This is a genomic window from Corynebacterium ulcerans (assembly GCF_000767685.1).
Classification (GTDB): Bacteria; Actinomycetota; Actinomycetes; order Mycobacteriales; family Mycobacteriaceae; genus Corynebacterium; species Corynebacterium ulcerans.
Genome location: NZ_CP009622.1, coordinates 2,198,436 through 2,213,149, shown reverse-complemented (window position 1 = coordinate 2,213,149; position 14,714 = coordinate 2,198,436). Strand labels below are relative to the sequence as shown.

Sequence of the window (14,714 nt, the reverse complement as noted above, 5' to 3'; positions counted from 1 at the left end):
AGCGGAATGCCCACCCGCGCTCGGGAAAATGGATGTTATGTGGGATCCTTTTGCTCAGGAACCGTAAGAGCCGCTATAGCTGTGGTTAATGGCACCGCGAGGGTGAGCGTCAAAGCGCCAATTCCAGAGCGCAGCAGCTCTGTGGCCATAATATCGCTGGTCAGGGTCTGCAGGAATGGACGATGCGCTGCAAACAAAAGAAGCAGCAACGGTAAGGATGCTCCCGTGTAAGACAACACCAAGGTGTAGACCATAGATGAAATATGGTCACGTCCTACCTTCATTGCGCCTAGGAAGAGCCTCCACCAGGACGCGTCGTTGTCCAGCTCTGCTAGCTCGTTGACGGTGGAAGACTGCGCAATGGTGACATCATTGAGCACACCTAGAGCGCCGATAATAAAGCCGCAGAGCATCAAACCAGTGACAGATACATCTGGTAAATACAACAGAATTTGTAGGTTACCTTCATCGCCCAAGCCGCGGAGCTGGTTATTGTCGATTGCTACATTGGCTAGCAGTGCTGCAAGCAGTAGTGCAAGGAGCGTCCCGCCTAATGCAGATGCGGATTTCCAGTTAAACCCGTGGACCAGGAACACAACGAGGAACAAAATAACAGCACCGCTGAATATGGCTATCCCGGTAGGAGAAGTACCCAAAAGGAGCGCAGGGAGAGTAAAGGCGATTACGACCACCATGGTGATCATTAAACCGATCAGGGATCGCAAACCACGGAGTGCCGCAAAAAGAATGATTGCTCCTGCAATAAGGATTCCCCATAGCGTTAGCGGAAGCGCGCGTTGATAATCGCTGAAAGAATAGTGGACGGACCCATCGTTGGATTGAGCTTGCAGTAAGCGAATCTGATCACCTGTGGCTAGCGTTGCTTCACCAGGTTGCCCTGAATTGATAATAAGTGTTCGCTTTCCGGCGTCATCGCCCTCAGTTATCTCAGCGATATACCAAGTACACGAGGTATCCGAACCAGGCACGATGCGTGGTGACGTAGTAAAAACTGTTCCAGATTCTGGGGCGGTACAACTTCCTTTTGATTCCGCAACAATCTCGCCATTTACTTGGTTCTGTCCAAGACTGAACGTCTTGTAAAACTCGGGGGCAATATTGGGTTCACCGCTCGGCCATAGTTTGGCTACTCCAATAACAGTAGCTATTGCCCAGACAATAAGGAAGATAAGCAGAAGGCGTCGCCACAGCTCAAGGCGCGAAGACCCTGTATAGAGCGCTGCTAGCTTAGGTATCGCGCCGATGCTGATACGCGAGCGGCTACTTGCACGGGAATGATGATGCGACGGGGGACGGGCTACTGTGTGGGAGCGGTTTCCCGACGGGGGACGCTTGCGCGTTTGAGGATGGTCGCCAGTGTGGGAACGGCTGTTTGCCGGGGAACGACGACGCGACGCAGGCTGCGTGGCGCGAGCGGAGTGCCCGCCCTGTCGCGCGGCTTGACGCTGCGGCGATGTCCGCTGCGAACGCGAAGGATTTGTTCCTCGGTCCATGCTATGCCTTCCCACTGTCGGTCATCCCTTACTGCTTATAACTAGAGAGGAAGTTGCCTAAGCGATCCATTGCTACGGCAAGATCAGCTGCCCAGGGGAGTGTAACCACACGGAAATGGTCGGGTTTGGGCCAGTTGAAGCCCGTGCCTTGAACCATGAGGATTTTTTCTGCACGAAGCAGATCGAGCATGAGCTGTGCATCATCGTGGATGTCATAATAATCCAGATCAATTTTGGGGAATGCATAGAGTGCGCCCATGGGTTTTACACAGCTGACGCCGGGTATCTGATTGAGTTTCTCCCACGCGACGTTGCGTTGCTCCAGCAAACGGCCGCCTTCAGCAGTGAGATCGTAGATGGACTGTCGACCTCCCAGCGCCACCTGAATTGCATGCTGCGCCGGCACGTTGGAGCACAGGCGAGTTCCGGAGAGCAGATCGATTCCCTCGATAAAACCGCGTGCATAGTGTTTAGGGCCTGTGATGACCATCCACCCAGCACGGTATCCGGCGACGCGGTAGGCCTTGGACAAGCCGTTATACGTGATGCACAGCAGGTCGGGGGCGAGTGCAGCGATGCTGGTATGGACGGCACCGTCGTAAAGGATTCGGTCGTAGATCTCATCGGCCAGAATGAGCAGATCGTGTTCCCTGGCCACCTGGACGATATTTCGGAGGACCTCAGGAGAATAGACAGCGCCCGTGGGGTTATTGGGGTTGATGACCACGATGGCTTTGGTCTTCTCGGTGATCTTTGACCGAATATCCTCGATGGAGGGGTTCCAGTCGTCGTCTTCGTCGCAGAGATAATGCACTGGCGTGCCGCCGGACAGCGAGGTCGCGGCCGTCCACAGAGGATAATCTGGCATAGGAATGAGGACTTCATCGCCATTATCCAGCAAAGCCTGCATGGTCATCATGATGAGCTCAGAGACGCCATTGCCTAGATATACGTCATCTACGTCGAATGCGGGGAAACCGGGTATGACTTCATAGCGCGTGACGATGGCGCGCCGGGCAGGGATGATGCCTTTCGACGTGGAATAGCCTTGCGACGTCGAAAGCGCCGCGATCATGTCACGCATAATGACATCGGGGGCTTCAAAACCAAAGACTGCTGGATTACCTGTGTTGAGCTTTAAGATGGTGTGCCCATCAAGCTCCATTTTTTCGGCTAAAGCAGTCACCGGTCCGCGGATTTCATACAGAACGTTTTTGAGCTTATCCGACTGGTCAAAGACACGACGTTTACGTCGCGTCGGATTGCTGGCGGAGCCCATAAGTGTTGATTCGGGAGCGGTGTCTTTTTTAGTCACCCGCCTAATGTTGCCACTTTTCTGAGGCAATTAACAGGCCGTTGGTACTGCGCGGGGTAGCACCCTAATGTTAAGGACACATCAGGGGGAAACACCGGTGCTATTAGAACGCAGGGGAATGGCGGAACGCGGAAAACCTATCTTTCGCGGGGCTCGGGAACAAAGTGAGCTGTCGCGCCGTTAAACCCACAATGCTGTTATTGGAGACGCTGATTGGATGTTTTGTCTCTCTGAATTCTTATAGAGAATTACGGAAAATGTAGGCCCGTTATGCGTTTAATTGGCGGATTTTTTGTGAAAAGTGGTCAAGAACACTAGCCTAAGTCTCCAAAATTTTGTGTGATACGTAACAGTGAAAATCTTTATGTTCTTCCACTAACAGGAAACATTAAAAAATAATAATAAATCAACCGTTTGATGGATAAAAAGCTGAGATGAAGTTTTTCCCAATGGAACAGGTGTTTGAATTTTCTAAATCTCCATGTTGTTGACTCAATCCGCGATTGCTGTGGGGTTGGCATTAGGGGGGAGCTGATGGTTGTTTTTCTATTATTTTTAGTCCGATGTGGGTTGGTACGGGGTCAATCTAACTCCTCCCATTTTTAAAGTGACTTAATTCACAGTCCGTTTTTTCTGTTATCTATGCAATACCCCCTGAAGGGGGCGGTTTACGGGGTTATTTTCATGCGTATTAAATTCATTTCCGCAGTTAGGGGCCGTTGCGCTAGTTGCGTAGCGGGGGTGGTTTCTGAGATCTCATTGAGATTGGTGCGAACTGTGAATTTATCGGTAGCATCCGAAACGTGAATGCGACCAAATCACTAAATCAGACCCTGCCGGTCAAAAAAGTTGGACACGGCAAAGCAGTCCTGATTATTGCCCTGGGCACCGCGTGCCTAGCTTTTACCCCGATCTGGGTCAAGGCTTCGAACATGGATCCGGCAACTCAGGCATTCCTACGCGTTTTGATTGGCTTCCTTGTTCTGTTGCCGATCGGCCTGTGGGAAATCAAAAACAAGCAAGCCCTCCCTAAGAAGGGCGTGGCGATGTCTATCGCCGCTGGTTTGTTCCTCGGTGTGGACTTCACCGCTTGGAACTACTCCATCTTCTATGTTGGCGCTGGCATCGCCGCGATTCTTCTGAACCTTCAGGTTATCGTTGTGCCGATGCTTACCGCGATCTTTGACAAGTACAAGATTCCGCCGGTATTCCTCATTCTCGTTCCCATCATGTTCGTGGGCGTTTTGCTCACCGGTGGTGTTCTTGAGTCTGCAGAAGCTACGGGTCCTGCCACAATCTACGGCATCAAGACCTCCACGTTGGGCACCATGCTCGGCCTTACCTCCGGTATCTGCTACTCCTTCTACCTTTACTTCTCTCGTAAAGCAGGAACCACGGCTCCTCGTAAGGACCTTTACGTTCAGCCAATGATGTACACCATGGCAGCGCAGATGGTTGCTCCATTCACCTGGGCACACATCGGCTCACCACGTGGCGGCCTGGACTTCACCCACGGCGTTTTGGTCAACGGACAGCTCCCAATGGTTGATCCTGAGAACACTGTTGGCGATCCGCTCACCACGATGAACTGGATCTCCCTGATCTCCCTCGCAATCCTGGGTCAGGCTATCGCATGGACCTTCGTCCAGTGGGGTACCGTGTGGTTGGATCCGACCCTGTCTGCAGGTATCCTCCTGCTCTCCCCTGTGAGCTCCGTTGTTATTGCATGGCCTCTGTTCGGTGAGATCCCATCCATCCTGCAGTTCGTCGGTATCCTTATGATTCTGGGAACAGTGATGTATCAGAATGGGCTGTTTGACAAGTTCTTTGGGAATAAGAAGAAAACAGCGGCGCCAGCGGCGCCGGGGGACAACATAGAAGAGCAACTCGTAAGAGAAGGGTTAGCTCCAGGACGCAGTCCTGATGATGCGAAACCCCTGCCAGATGATCGCCCCTAACTAAAACCCTCGAGCCGGCACATGAGGTTGCCTCACGTGCCGGCTTCCCTTGAGATAAGGGTGCTTGTGTGCATGCATGCAGCACCCGAAAAGAAGAAGTTCCATTATCGCTGTAAAGTAGAGGAACTTTTCATAATCCAACTTTCCTATGGAGGATTCTCATGCACCTCACCCAACGTGAACAAGATAAGCTCATGATTGTTGTGGCTGCTGACGTGGCTCGACGTCGTAAAGAGCGCGGACTTAAGCTCAACCACCCAGAAGCAGTTGCGCTTATCACCGCTGAGCTCTTGGAAGGGGCCCGCGACGGTAAAACCGTGGCCCAGCTTATGTGCGAGGGCGTGACTATCTTGACTCGCGATGAAGTCATGGAAGGCGTACCGGAGATGATCTCCGATGTTCAGGTAGAAGCCACCTTCCCCGATGGAACCAAGCTGGTTACCGTCCACAAACCGATTCGCTAATGGCGCTGAAGCTTTAAGGAGACACAACATGATCCCTGGTGAGTACTTCATCTCTGATACTGCCCCCATCATCATGAACGAAGGCCGCGAAGCCATCACCATCGTGGTAACTAACAAGGGCGACCGTCCAGTACAGGTTGGTTCGCACTTCCACTTCGCTGAGGCGAACTCCGAGCTGGAATTCGACCGCGATGCAGCTATGGGTAAGCGCCTCGACATCCCGGCTGGTACCGCAGTGCGCCTCGAACCGGGCGACTCGCGCACCGTTAACCTCATTGATTTCGCTGGTACGCGTGAAGTCTACGGGTTCAACAACAAAGTCAACGGAAAACTTGACTAACCTGCGCAGGCATTCAAAATACAACCCCACAAACAGCGCACATTAAGGTTTAGAGGAGCAAAGCACAATGTCTTTTGAAATGAGTCGGCGCCAGTACGCAGAACTGAACGGTCCGACCACTGGCGACGGAATCCGTTTGGCTGATACAGAGCTCATCGCCGTTGTCGAGAAAGATCTTACCCAGTACGGCGACGAGGTTTCCTTCGGTGGCGGAAAAGTTATCCGCGACGGCATGGGCCAAAACTCGCGCGTCGAGGCAGATCAGGTCCCAGACCTGGTTATCACGAACACCATTATCGTGGACTACACCGGTATTTACTCTGCTGATATTGCTGTGAAAGACGGCAAGATCATGAAGATCGGTAAAGCTGGCAACCCCGATATTATGGACAACATCGACATCATCGTCGGTGTAGGAACTGAGGTTATCGGTGGCGAAGGCAAGATTGTCACCGCTGGTGCTATTGATACGCACATCCACTTCATTTCCCCAGAGCAGGTGGAAGCAGCACTAGATAACGGTACGACCACTCTTATTGGCGGCGGAACGGGTCCAGTGGACTCCACCAACGCTACGACCGTTACCGCAGGTGCCGGCAACATCACCAAGATGATCGAGGCTTCTCGCGATTTCTCCGTGAACGTCGGTTTCTTGGGCAAGGGCCACGCTTCCAACACCGAGCGTCTGCGCGAGCAGATCCGTGCAGGTGCTATCGGCCTGAAGATCCACGAGGACTGGGGCGCTACCGCTAACACCATCGACAACGCACTGACCGTTGCCGATGAGATGGACATTCAGGTTGCTATCCACACGGATACCCTGAACGAGGGCGGCTTTGCCGATAACACCATTGCGGCGTTCAAAGACCGCGTTATCCACACCTTCCACACCGAAGGTGCTGGCGGTGGACACGCTCCGGACATCCTGAAGGTAGCTGGTCTTCCTAACGTTCTTCCAGCATCTACCAACCCAACTCTTCCGTTCACCGTGAACACGATGGATGAGCACCTTGACATGATCATGGTGTGCCACCACCTCAACTCTGACCTCCCTGAGGACATTGCATTCGCTGATTCACGTATCCGTAAGGAAACCATTGCAGCGGAAGACGTCCTGCACGATATGGGCGTTTTGGCAATCACCTCTTCTGACTCTCAGGCAATGGGTCGCGTCGGCGAGGTTGTCCTGCGCACATGGCAGGTTGCTCACCGTATGAAGCAGCAGCGTGGACCGCTTGAGGGTGACACCGCTACCAACGATAACGAGCGCATCAAGCGTTACATTGCTAAGTACACCATCAACCCAGCTATTGCTTCCGGTGTTGCAGATACCATTGGTTCTGTTGAAGAAGGCAAGCTAGCTGACCTGGTTGTTTGGGATCCTGCTTACTTCGGTGTGAAGCCAAGCATCGTGATCAAGTCCGGCATCATCGCTCGCTCCATCATGGGCGACGCTAACGCTTCGATCCCGACCCCGCAGCCACGTACTATGCGTTACTCCTATGGTGCTCGCGGTGCAGCTGCTGGTCGTACCTCGGTTACCTTCCTCCCCACGGCAGCTTTCGAGGCTGGCGTACCGGAGAAGCTTGGTATTGATCGTAAGTTCGTTGAAGCAAAGAACATGCGCGCGATCTCCAAGGCTGATCTGAAGCACAACAATGCAACCCCAGACATCAAGGTTGATCCAGAGACCTACGAGTTGACGGTTGACGGCGAGAAGGTCACTTCTGAGGCTGCTACAGAGCTGCCGATGACTCAGCGTTACTTCCTGTTCTAGTATTGATCCGGATAGTCACCGGAATGTCCTACTGTATGTGGACAATTCGCTGGGATTAGGAAATGAGGCGGAGCCGGTGTGAGTACACTGGTTCCGCCTTTTTTAACGAACTTCGCAGAAAGCATTTAAAAATGATTATTACTGAGATACAGGGCAACCTCAATGACCTGGAATCAGCAGAGCGTGACGCATTGGACTTGGATGCAGTTATCTTTGATAACGAGTCACGTCTCAAGCGCGTGCAGCGAGTGACCACAGAAAGTGGCGCAGAGCATGCATTGCGTTTGGGCAATGAACTCCGCGAGATCAAGGATGGCGATATCCTAGCCAAGGAAGACAACAAGGTGATTGTGGCTCGAATCGCTGCTACCGATGTCTTGGTTATCACCCCTCGCGATATTCGAGAGGCTTTGGCTGTCGCTCATACTCTGGGCAATCGGCACCTGCAGGCTCAGTTCTTTGACCAGGACAGCGCCTTTGGTAAGCCTGCTATGGTAGTGCGATTTGACCACACGGTAGAGCACTATCTGGAGCACGTAGGCGTGGAATACACGCGAGGAGATCATGTTATGCCTGAGGCATTCCGTCATGCAGAGCATAGCCACTAGTGCTCGGACCGAGTTAGTTATTTGGCATCTTACTGACTCGGCCTTACCTACTGGAGGATTCGCGCATTCTGCAGGTCTAGAGACTTTCATCCAAGCAGATGAAGTCCACGATCCGGATTCCTATAAGCACTGGTTGCATGGTTATTTACGGCAGGCCAGCTTTGCCGAGGCTCTAGCGGTGCGTTTCGCCGTTGAACTCGTACAGGCTGAGCTGGATTTTGCGGAGGCACAGGCTTCTTTGAAAGAGCTGGATCAGTTGGTTCACGCTTGCCAAACCCCTAAACAGGTGCGTACTTCCATGAATTCCATGGGAAAGCGCATGTCCAAGGTCGCAGCTACCATTTCTCCCGATCAGCCTATGGTGGCTGAGTACTGCCGTGCCGTAGCTGCGGGAGAGATGCGCGGAAACCCTGCTATCGCTGCTGGTTTGGTCCTTGGTTCGGAGGGCGTTTCTCCGGAGAGGGCTGTCATGGCGTATCTCATGCAGATGGCTAATTCCATGACTCAGAATGCTATCCGTGCGATTCCACTAGGACAGGATGCTGGACAGCGGGTGCTGGTAAGCGCTTATGACGCTGTTGTGCAGGCTGCAGAGATGACCATGTCTCACGGAGTAGCAGATTTGGGTGTAGTCGCCCCACGGCTAGAAGTTGCGCAGATGCAGCATGAGATGCTGCGTAGCCGCATGTTTATGTCTTAAAAAGAAGATTGAAGGAAAGTTCTACGATGAGTGTTATTAAAATTGGTGTTGGCGGTCCAGTCGGGTCGGGTAAAACTGCATTAATTGAGCGAATCACCCGTGCACTGGATGGCGAGATCTCTATGGCTGCCATTACTAATGATATCTACACCACCGAGGACGCAAAGATCCTCGCGCGTGAAGGCCTTCTGCCAGAGGATCGCATTATTGGTGTGGAAACCGGTGGTTGCCCACATACGGCTATCCGTGAAGATACGTCGATGAATGATGCGGCTTTTGAAGAGCTTGTTAAGCGTCACCCTGATCTTGAGTTGGTCTTCATGGAGTCGGGCGGAGATAACCTGTCTGCAACCTTCAGCCCTGAACTCGTGGATTTCTCTATCTACATCATTGACGTTGCTCAAGGTGAGAAGATTCCGCGCAAGGCTGGTCAGGGCATGATCAAGTCTGATTTGTTTGTGATCAACAAGACGGATCTTGCTCCCCATGTGGGCGCAGACCTGAAGGTGATGGAAGATGATTCCAAGGTCTTCCGTGGTAATAAGCCTTTTGTGCTCACAAATCTCAAGACGGATGAGGGCCTGGACAAGGTCATCGATTGGATCCGTCATGATGTGTTAATGCTTGACCTGGCGGATTAAATGTGGGACGTAGCTAAAGGAATTTTTGAGCACGACCCGCCTCATGAGGACATGGGCGTGCTTGAGCTGGGCATTGGACTCAGCGGCGGAAAGTCGATTGCAAAGACCCAGTACCATACTCGGGCGCTCAAGATCGTTCGCCCTCACTATCTTGATGACTCGGGCCAGGTGTATTACATCATCGTCAACCCGGGTGGCGGATATGTGGGTGGCGATGCATATCGACTCAAGCTTGGAGTGGAATCCGGCGCTTCGATGCTGCTGACTGATCAGTCGGCAGCCAAGGTTTACCGCACACCTGGTGACTTTGTAGTCCAGAATATTGAGATAAAAGTAGATGCTGGTGGCGTTCTGGAGTATGTCCCTGATCAGTTAATTTTGTATCGGGATGCAGATTTCCGTCAGCAGATTACTGCGGATGTTCACCCAGAAGGCTCGCTGTTTATCTCTGATGTAATTACCCCTGGTTGGTCGCCCGAGGGTGAGAACTTCTTGTATAAGCAGGCCCATATCCGCTCTGTGGTTCGGATGGACGGCGAAGTTGTTTTGGTGGACAACCTGCGGATTAACCCATTGGAATCGGAGTTTGCTCAAGACGCTGATCTGATGATGGGTGGTAAAACCCACGTTGCGACTGCGATTTGTTTTGATCCGAGCATTGATTCTGAGTTCATTGAAGCAGTGCGAGAGCGCGTTTCTGCGCACGCTGCGGAAAACTCGGATGTGGTCGCTGCGATTTCTGAGTGCGATAGGCCTGGATTTGTGCTCAGGGCCTTGGGTAACCGCACTGAAGAATTAATGGAGCTCATCTTGGATGTAGCACACGTCGTCCGTAGTAGGACGCGAGGCCAAGGGCCTATTAACTTGCGCCAGTATTAAGGGGCGGTAGCACTGTATGTTTGGCGGGTGGCATGTATGCCGCCCGCCAAACTCGTATGTGTGAACCGCCCAACTTGCACTGTCAATCAACTAATTGATAATCTTTGGCGCAGATGGTCGCGGCATGCGCCGAGGCTGTCACGCTATCGCAAAAATTTGATACTCAATGCTGGAACTTGACTGGTCTCAAGGGTGATTAAGGTCGCATTTACTCTCCCTGCGCTAAGGAAAGTGTGGTTTTGGGCAAAAAGGTTTGTTTTGGCGGGCGCGTTCGCTGCTGTTGTGGTGGCGGATGCGTGCCCGGCATATTTTGGTGAGGATTGCCCTGGTCAGGCACATGCAATCAATTGTCCTTGCCGGAAAAGTTGTTGGGCCTGCGTAGCCATGCCCTTGCTTTATAGGTTTAAAGTATGGGTCTATTAGGCAGCCCTGGGGGTGGGTAGGGGTGAATGCGAAAAATACCTGTTTGAACTGTATGTTTAATCAAATGTGGGATTCTTTGCGGGGGAAAAGGCAGGAGGAAAGTATTTTTTTCCAATACCCACGTGAGGCTTGTGAATAAAAGGTATGGTTACAGTCAATTGATTGTATGAGAATCGGCGGGGGTCGATTCTTCCTGACCAAGGACTAAAATTCATGATGAGCTTTTTCTCCTGCCACCGCAGGGCATTGATTTCAACCAGCGTGGTAGTCGCAGCAGGTCTCACCCTTTCTGCTTGCTCGAACACCAGCGACAACAAGACGGATTCTTCAGCTAAAGCCAACCAAGCTGTCAGCGTGGAAAACTGTGGCGTCAAGGTAAGCCTTTCGGAGCCTGCTCACCGTTTGGTCAGTGTGGAACAAGGGACCACGGAAACACTGTTGGCTTTTGACGTTCAAAAGGACATCGTGGGCGTTGGACACACCAAAGACCACTACTGGAAGCGCTATGAGGATCGGGCAAAGAACCTCCCCGTGATTTCGGACTCCATTCCTAATGCTGAGGCTATTCGTGGCGTAGACCCGGATTTGGTTCTTTCTCCATTTGAATCTGTGTGGACTGAGTCGGGTACGGGAACGCGCGAAGAATACTCCAAGCTGGGCGTGGGCACATTCACCACGAACGTAGAGTGCGCTAAGCCTGATGAGGATCCGTACACGGTCTTGGAACGCGACTACGAGCAGCTTGGAACCCTGTTGGGTAAAGAGGCTCGCGGCAAGGAGCTGATCGAAGAGCAGCGTGCCGCTGTCAAGGCTGCCAAGGAAGCTAACAGCAACTCTCATAAGTCTGTTGGGTACCTGTATTCGATCTTTGATAATGCGCCGTATGTAGCGGGCAACTATGGCATTCCTAGCGCTATCAGCACGGCAACCGGAAGCACCAATGTGTTTGCTGGCCTCGATGAGGCGTGGCCCCAGATTTCTTGGGAGGCTTTCGCAGATGCAGACCCAGATGTGATCGTTTTGGTGGACTTGCCTGGTCGCGGTTCTCCGGGAGACTTGGCTACTGAGAAGATCGAAGCCCTCAAGTCCAACCCTGCTACTCGCAACATGAAGGCCGTTCAGGGCGACAAGTTCATTGTGGTCCCAGGCGCTGGTTTGAGCCCAGGTGCGAGGTCGATTGAGCCTCTAGAGATCGTCAGCAAAAAGCTGGCAGAAATGAAGTAATCATTACTACTTCAGACGTGGATCTTGATTCGGGATTAACCACACAAACGGTTGCGCCAGGAATCGATTCTGCACCTCAGAAACGCCGGTTTCGTCCGGCGTTTCCGTTGGTGGTTATGGGCGGAATAATACTGCTCATCGCCCTTTCGATTGGTTCGGTGTTCGTGGGAACGGCGTCGTTAAGCTGGAATGAAGTGATGGGGGCGTTCGGATTTGCCGGATACGATACTCCCAGTTTGCTAAGGCAATCGATCCTTTTTGAACTGCGTATTCCTCGCATCTTGATGGGGATAGTGGTGGGGGCGGGTCTTGCCGTCGCCGGCGCATGTTTGCAAACTGTCACGCATAATCCGCTAGCGGAACCGTATCTCCTAGGCATCAGCGGTGGCGCGTCTGTGGGCGCAGTTGTTGTTCTGGTTATCGGAACTCAAGGTGTGTTGGGGCTTACGGCTGGCGCCGCGCTGGGCGGGCTGGGATCCTTTGTGGTCCTGTTGATGCTGCTGCGGGGCTCGGGCTTCCAATCTCAACAGGTGGTTCTAGCAGGCGTGTTGGTCGGGCAGTTCGCTCAGGCCGTGACATTCCTGATCATGATGGGCAAGGGTGACGCTGATTCTATTCAGGCCGTGATGGCATGGCTTATGGGCGCGTTGGGTGCTTCGCGTCAAGACGGGCTATTGGTTACGGCCATTGTGTGCATGACGGCGGTCGCTGCTTTGTGGGCGCTGTCGCGTCATTTAGATACGCTGAGGCTTGGCGACGCCACTGCGCACACCATGGGCGTTCCCGTAGTGCTGACGCGGGGAGCCGTCCTGGTCATTGTTGCCCTTATGACGTCCGCTACGGTTGCCTCGGTGGGCGCCATCGGGTTCGTAGGCCTTATCGTTCCCCATGCGGTTCGTCTGGTGGTAGGCAGCGCTCACGTGCGGGTAATCCCCATAAGTGCCCTGGTAGGGGCAATTCTGCTGGTAGTGGCAGATGCGATTGCTCGTTCCTTGTTTAAAGGTCAAGAACTCCCGGTAGGAATTATTACTGCTCTCATTGGTGTTCCGATTTTCTTCCTCTTGTGGAAGAAAGGAAAGAAATAACCTTGATACATCTCAGAAATGTCAGTATTAGTTACGACGATACCGCCGCAGTGCATCGTGTCACCGCGACGCTGCAACCAGGCACGATCACGGCATTGGTTGGCCCTAATGGCAGCGGAAAGTCCACGTTGTTAAACGCGGTGGCGGGAGTGGTCCCTTTTACTGGTGACGTGGTTTTTGACGATAGGCCTCTCGCTCGTATGCCGGCGCGGCAACGCGTGGAGACCGTGGCTTATGTTCCCCAAGTGGCCACGCTCAACGGGGATATGACGGTGGTCGATTTCGTGGGGCTGGGCGCTGTTGCTGGCCGAGGAATTTTCCATCGTAGGACTAAGCAGGATCATGACCGGGTTTCTCATGCCTTGGAACTACTTGGGCTGGAATACCTCGCTGAACGCCAGTGGAGCGAGCTATCGGGTGGGCAGCAGCAGCGCGTTTCTATCGCGCGCGGCCTCGCGCAGGGGGCACGCGTGTTGCTTCTCGACGAGCCAACTAACCACCTGGACATCGAACATCAGCTGACTTTGCTACAGGTGCTGCACCGCTTGGTCACCCAAGAAGGGCTGACTGTCGTGGCGGTTATGCATGATTTGGGCCTGGTGGCACGATATGCTGATACTGCCCTTATCCTGCACTCTGGACGTTGTGTCGCAGAGGGGTCGGTAGACACTGTTTTATCGTCACGCAATATTGCTGAGTTTTTCAACGTAGAAGCAGAGATTCTCCGTTCTCCCGAAGGCGCCGCTGCCTTGTTGGCGGCCGCCCCGAGATAAAGAGGTACACCGTATGTATGACCTTTTGGAACAAGCCGATGACTGGTCTGGTTATTTTAAACTCATGGGGGATCGGACCCGGCTACGCATTCTTGTAGTTTTGCACTATGCAGGGCCGAGGGCCACCACAGTCACCGAGATCGCTGAGGCCGCAGGAGTGCGGGTCCCTACTGCGTCAGGAGCGCTCCGCGCCATGGAACACATGGGCGCAATTAAGGGGGAACGCTTTGGACGTGAGGTGCGGTATTCGCTTGTCGACGAACGCATCCATGGGGTACTTCACGATATCGGAATGCGTCACGGCAAGGATAAACACCGGCACTAGCCGTTCTTCTTCCCCCGGAATCGCTTAAGCGCGTCAGTTGCGAGTTCTGTGGCAATGCTGTTGAGCTCGTCTTGCTTGCGTTTACGCTCGGCACGGGCGAGTGCGCGTTGCTGTGCATTATGAGTCTCGATGGCAAAGACTTGTTGTTGCTGGAGCATCCGGGCTTGTTTCATCCGCTGGCGGTCCAGCTTCATCCGGCTGGGAGCATGCCAGGATTCCGGTCCGAGCTTCATCACATACAACATGATGAAGATGGCTGGGACCAGCATTATCCACGCGCCAGTTTCCGTGAGCGCAGTGAGCGTGACTGCGGTGATCCCGGTGAGTCCGAGAATTCCACCGCGGATATTGCGTCCGGTGGAGTAAGCATTGTCGATTTCGTTAGTCGAATATGTGTCGGGGAAATCGGCTCCTTGCACATTCGTAGCTGGTAGGAAGTTAGCGGGAGGGGCAGTCTCCTTGGGTGAACGTGCAGCGGGGAGATCGTCGAAAAGCAAAGAAATATCAGATCGGGTAACTGCTTGGGTGACCTGCTTAAGGCGTTCGTCATATTCTTCAAACGAGAGTCGACCGGCAGAGAAGTGCACCCCAAGGTCATCCATCGCTTGTGAGCGCTCGGCATCGCCGATGCGGTAATCGGGTTGATATGGGTTCGTCATCGCACTCAGGCCACCTATCTGCGCTTGTA

General features: G+C 53.2%; 15 protein-coding genes. 12 read left to right on the top strand and 3 right to left on the bottom strand.

Going from position 1 to position 14,714, the window contains the following annotated elements; translation table 11 throughout:
* Nucleotides 1-35 precede the first annotated feature (35 nt).
* Both CULFRC11_RS09960 and CULFRC11_RS09955 read right to left on the bottom strand, forming a co-directional pair.
* Nucleotides 36-1,514, bottom strand: a complete 1,479-nt coding sequence (locus CULFRC11_RS09960; RefSeq protein WP_023636433.1) for a YibE/F family protein — start codon at nt 1,512-1,514, stop codon at nt 36-38.
* A 28-nt stretch (nt 1,515-1,542) separates the two neighbouring features.
* The gene (locus tag CULFRC11_RS09955) at nt 1,543-2,793 is read right to left on the bottom strand and encodes a pyridoxal phosphate-dependent aminotransferase (RefSeq protein ID WP_051373213.1); all 1,251 of its coding nucleotides are present in this window, start codon (nt 2,791-2,793) and stop codon (nt 1,543-1,545) included.
* An 839-nt stretch (nt 2,794-3,632) separates the two neighbouring features.
* On the opposite strand from CULFRC11_RS09955, the gene CULFRC11_RS09950 reads away from it, so the two are divergent.
* The 12 genes from CULFRC11_RS09950 to CULFRC11_RS09895 all read left to right on the top strand — a co-directional run bounded on the left by CULFRC11_RS09950 (nt 3,633) and on the right by CULFRC11_RS09895 (nt 14,026).
* Nucleotides 3,633-4,787 (top strand): DMT family transporter, encoded by a 1,155-nt coding sequence (locus tag CULFRC11_RS09950; RefSeq protein WP_023636431.1) that lies wholly within the window; start codon nt 3,633-3,635, stop codon nt 4,785-4,787.
* 161 nt (nt 4,788-4,948) lie between these two features.
* On the top strand, nt 4,949-5,251 hold the full coding sequence (locus CULFRC11_RS09945; RefSeq protein ID WP_013912494.1) for an urease subunit gamma: 303 nt from the start codon (nt 4,949-4,951) through the stop codon (nt 5,249-5,251).
* A gap of 28 nt (nt 5,252-5,279) precedes the next feature.
* A complete protein-coding gene (locus tag CULFRC11_RS09940; protein ID WP_013912493.1) occupies nt 5,280-5,591 on the top strand; it encodes an urease subunit beta in 312 nt (103 codons plus the stop codon).
* A 67-nt stretch (nt 5,592-5,658) separates the two neighbouring features.
* Nucleotides 5,659-7,368, top strand: a complete 1,710-nt coding sequence (gene ureC / locus CULFRC11_RS09935) for an urease subunit alpha (protein ID WP_023636429.1) — start codon at nt 5,659-5,661, stop codon at nt 7,366-7,368.
* Between the two features lie 131 nt (nt 7,369-7,499).
* Nucleotides 7,500-7,976: an urease accessory protein UreE gene (locus CULFRC11_RS09930; RefSeq protein ID WP_023636428.1), complete on the top strand. Its 477-nt coding sequence runs from the start codon at nt 7,500-7,502 to the stop codon at nt 7,974-7,976.
* Entirely contained in the window at nt 7,957-8,676 is a 720-nt protein-coding gene (locus CULFRC11_RS09925) for an urease accessory protein UreF (protein WP_031270665.1), read from the top strand. Before CULFRC11_RS09930 ends, CULFRC11_RS09925 begins: the two co-directional genes overlap by 20 nt.
* Before the next feature lie 26 nt (nt 8,677-8,702).
* Nucleotides 8,703-9,317: an urease accessory protein UreG gene (ureG, locus tag CULFRC11_RS09920; protein ID WP_013912489.1), complete on the top strand. Its 615-nt coding sequence runs from the start codon at nt 8,703-8,705 to the stop codon at nt 9,315-9,317.
* Nucleotides 9,318-10,196, top strand: coding sequence for an urease accessory protein UreD (locus CULFRC11_RS09915; RefSeq protein ID WP_038620838.1), 879 nt, complete (start codon nt 9,318-9,320; stop codon nt 10,194-10,196).
* A gap of 636 nt (nt 10,197-10,832) precedes the next feature.
* On the top strand, nt 10,833-11,843 hold the full coding sequence (locus CULFRC11_RS09910; protein ID WP_023636425.1) for an ABC transporter substrate-binding protein: 1,011 nt from the start codon (nt 10,833-10,835) through the stop codon (nt 11,841-11,843).
* 17 nt (nt 11,844-11,860) lie between these two features.
* Nucleotides 11,861-12,928 (top strand): FecCD family ABC transporter permease, encoded by a 1,068-nt coding sequence (locus CULFRC11_RS09905; RefSeq protein WP_023636424.1) that lies wholly within the window; start codon nt 11,861-11,863, stop codon nt 12,926-12,928.
* Between the two features lie 2 nt (nt 12,929-12,930).
* Complete coding sequence (locus CULFRC11_RS09900) at nt 12,931-13,701, top strand: ABC transporter ATP-binding protein (protein WP_038620836.1); 771 nt, start codon at nt 12,931-12,933, stop codon at nt 13,699-13,701.
* Nucleotides 13,702-13,714: 13 nt separating this feature from the next.
* Complete coding sequence (locus CULFRC11_RS09895; protein ID WP_013912483.1) at nt 13,715-14,026, top strand: ArsR/SmtB family transcription factor; 312 nt, start codon at nt 13,715-13,717, stop codon at nt 14,024-14,026.
* Here CULFRC11_RS09895 and CULFRC11_RS09890 read toward each other — a convergent pair.
* The gene (locus CULFRC11_RS09890) at nt 14,023-14,685 is read right to left on the bottom strand and encodes a DUF1707 SHOCT-like domain-containing protein (protein WP_023636422.1); all 663 of its coding nucleotides are present in this window, start codon (nt 14,683-14,685) and stop codon (nt 14,023-14,025) included. The genes CULFRC11_RS09895 and CULFRC11_RS09890 overlap by 4 nt on opposite strands.
* Nucleotides 14,686-14,714 lie beyond the last annotated feature (29 nt).

What these genes read in the sequence shown, in the direction of transcription:
- CULFRC11_RS09890 (WP_023636422.1), bottom strand. Translation starts at nt 14,685, where the DNA reads ATGACGAACCCATATCAACCCGATTACCGCATCGGCGATGCCGAGCGC.
- CULFRC11_RS09915 (WP_038620838.1), top strand. Translation starts at nt 9,318, where the DNA reads ATGTGGGACGTAGCTAAAGGAATTTTTGAGCACGACCCGCCTCATGAG.
- CULFRC11_RS09955 (WP_051373213.1), bottom strand. Translation starts at nt 2,793, where the DNA reads ATGGGCTCCGCCAGCAATCCGACGCGACGTAAACGTCGTGTCTTTGAC.
- CULFRC11_RS09960 (WP_023636433.1), bottom strand. Translation starts at nt 1,514, where the DNA reads ATGGACCGAGGAACAAATCCTTCGCGTTCGCAGCGGACATCGCCGCAG.
- CULFRC11_RS09945 (WP_013912494.1), top strand. Translation starts at nt 4,949, where the DNA reads ATGCACCTCACCCAACGTGAACAAGATAAGCTCATGATTGTTGTGGCT.
- ureG (WP_013912489.1), top strand. Translation starts at nt 8,703, where the DNA reads ATGAGTGTTATTAAAATTGGTGTTGGCGGTCCAGTCGGGTCGGGTAAA.
- CULFRC11_RS09895 (WP_013912483.1), top strand. Translation starts at nt 13,715, where the DNA reads ATGTATGACCTTTTGGAACAAGCCGATGACTGGTCTGGTTATTTTAAA.
- CULFRC11_RS09910 (WP_023636425.1), top strand. Translation starts at nt 10,833, where the DNA reads ATGATGAGCTTTTTCTCCTGCCACCGCAGGGCATTGATTTCAACCAGC.
- ureC (WP_023636429.1), top strand. Translation starts at nt 5,659, where the DNA reads ATGTCTTTTGAAATGAGTCGGCGCCAGTACGCAGAACTGAACGGTCCG.
- CULFRC11_RS09925 (WP_031270665.1), top strand. Translation starts at nt 7,957, where the DNA reads ATGCAGAGCATAGCCACTAGTGCTCGGACCGAGTTAGTTATTTGGCAT.
- CULFRC11_RS09940 (WP_013912493.1), top strand. Translation starts at nt 5,280, where the DNA reads ATGATCCCTGGTGAGTACTTCATCTCTGATACTGCCCCCATCATCATG.
- CULFRC11_RS09930 (WP_023636428.1), top strand. Translation starts at nt 7,500, where the DNA reads ATGATTATTACTGAGATACAGGGCAACCTCAATGACCTGGAATCAGCA.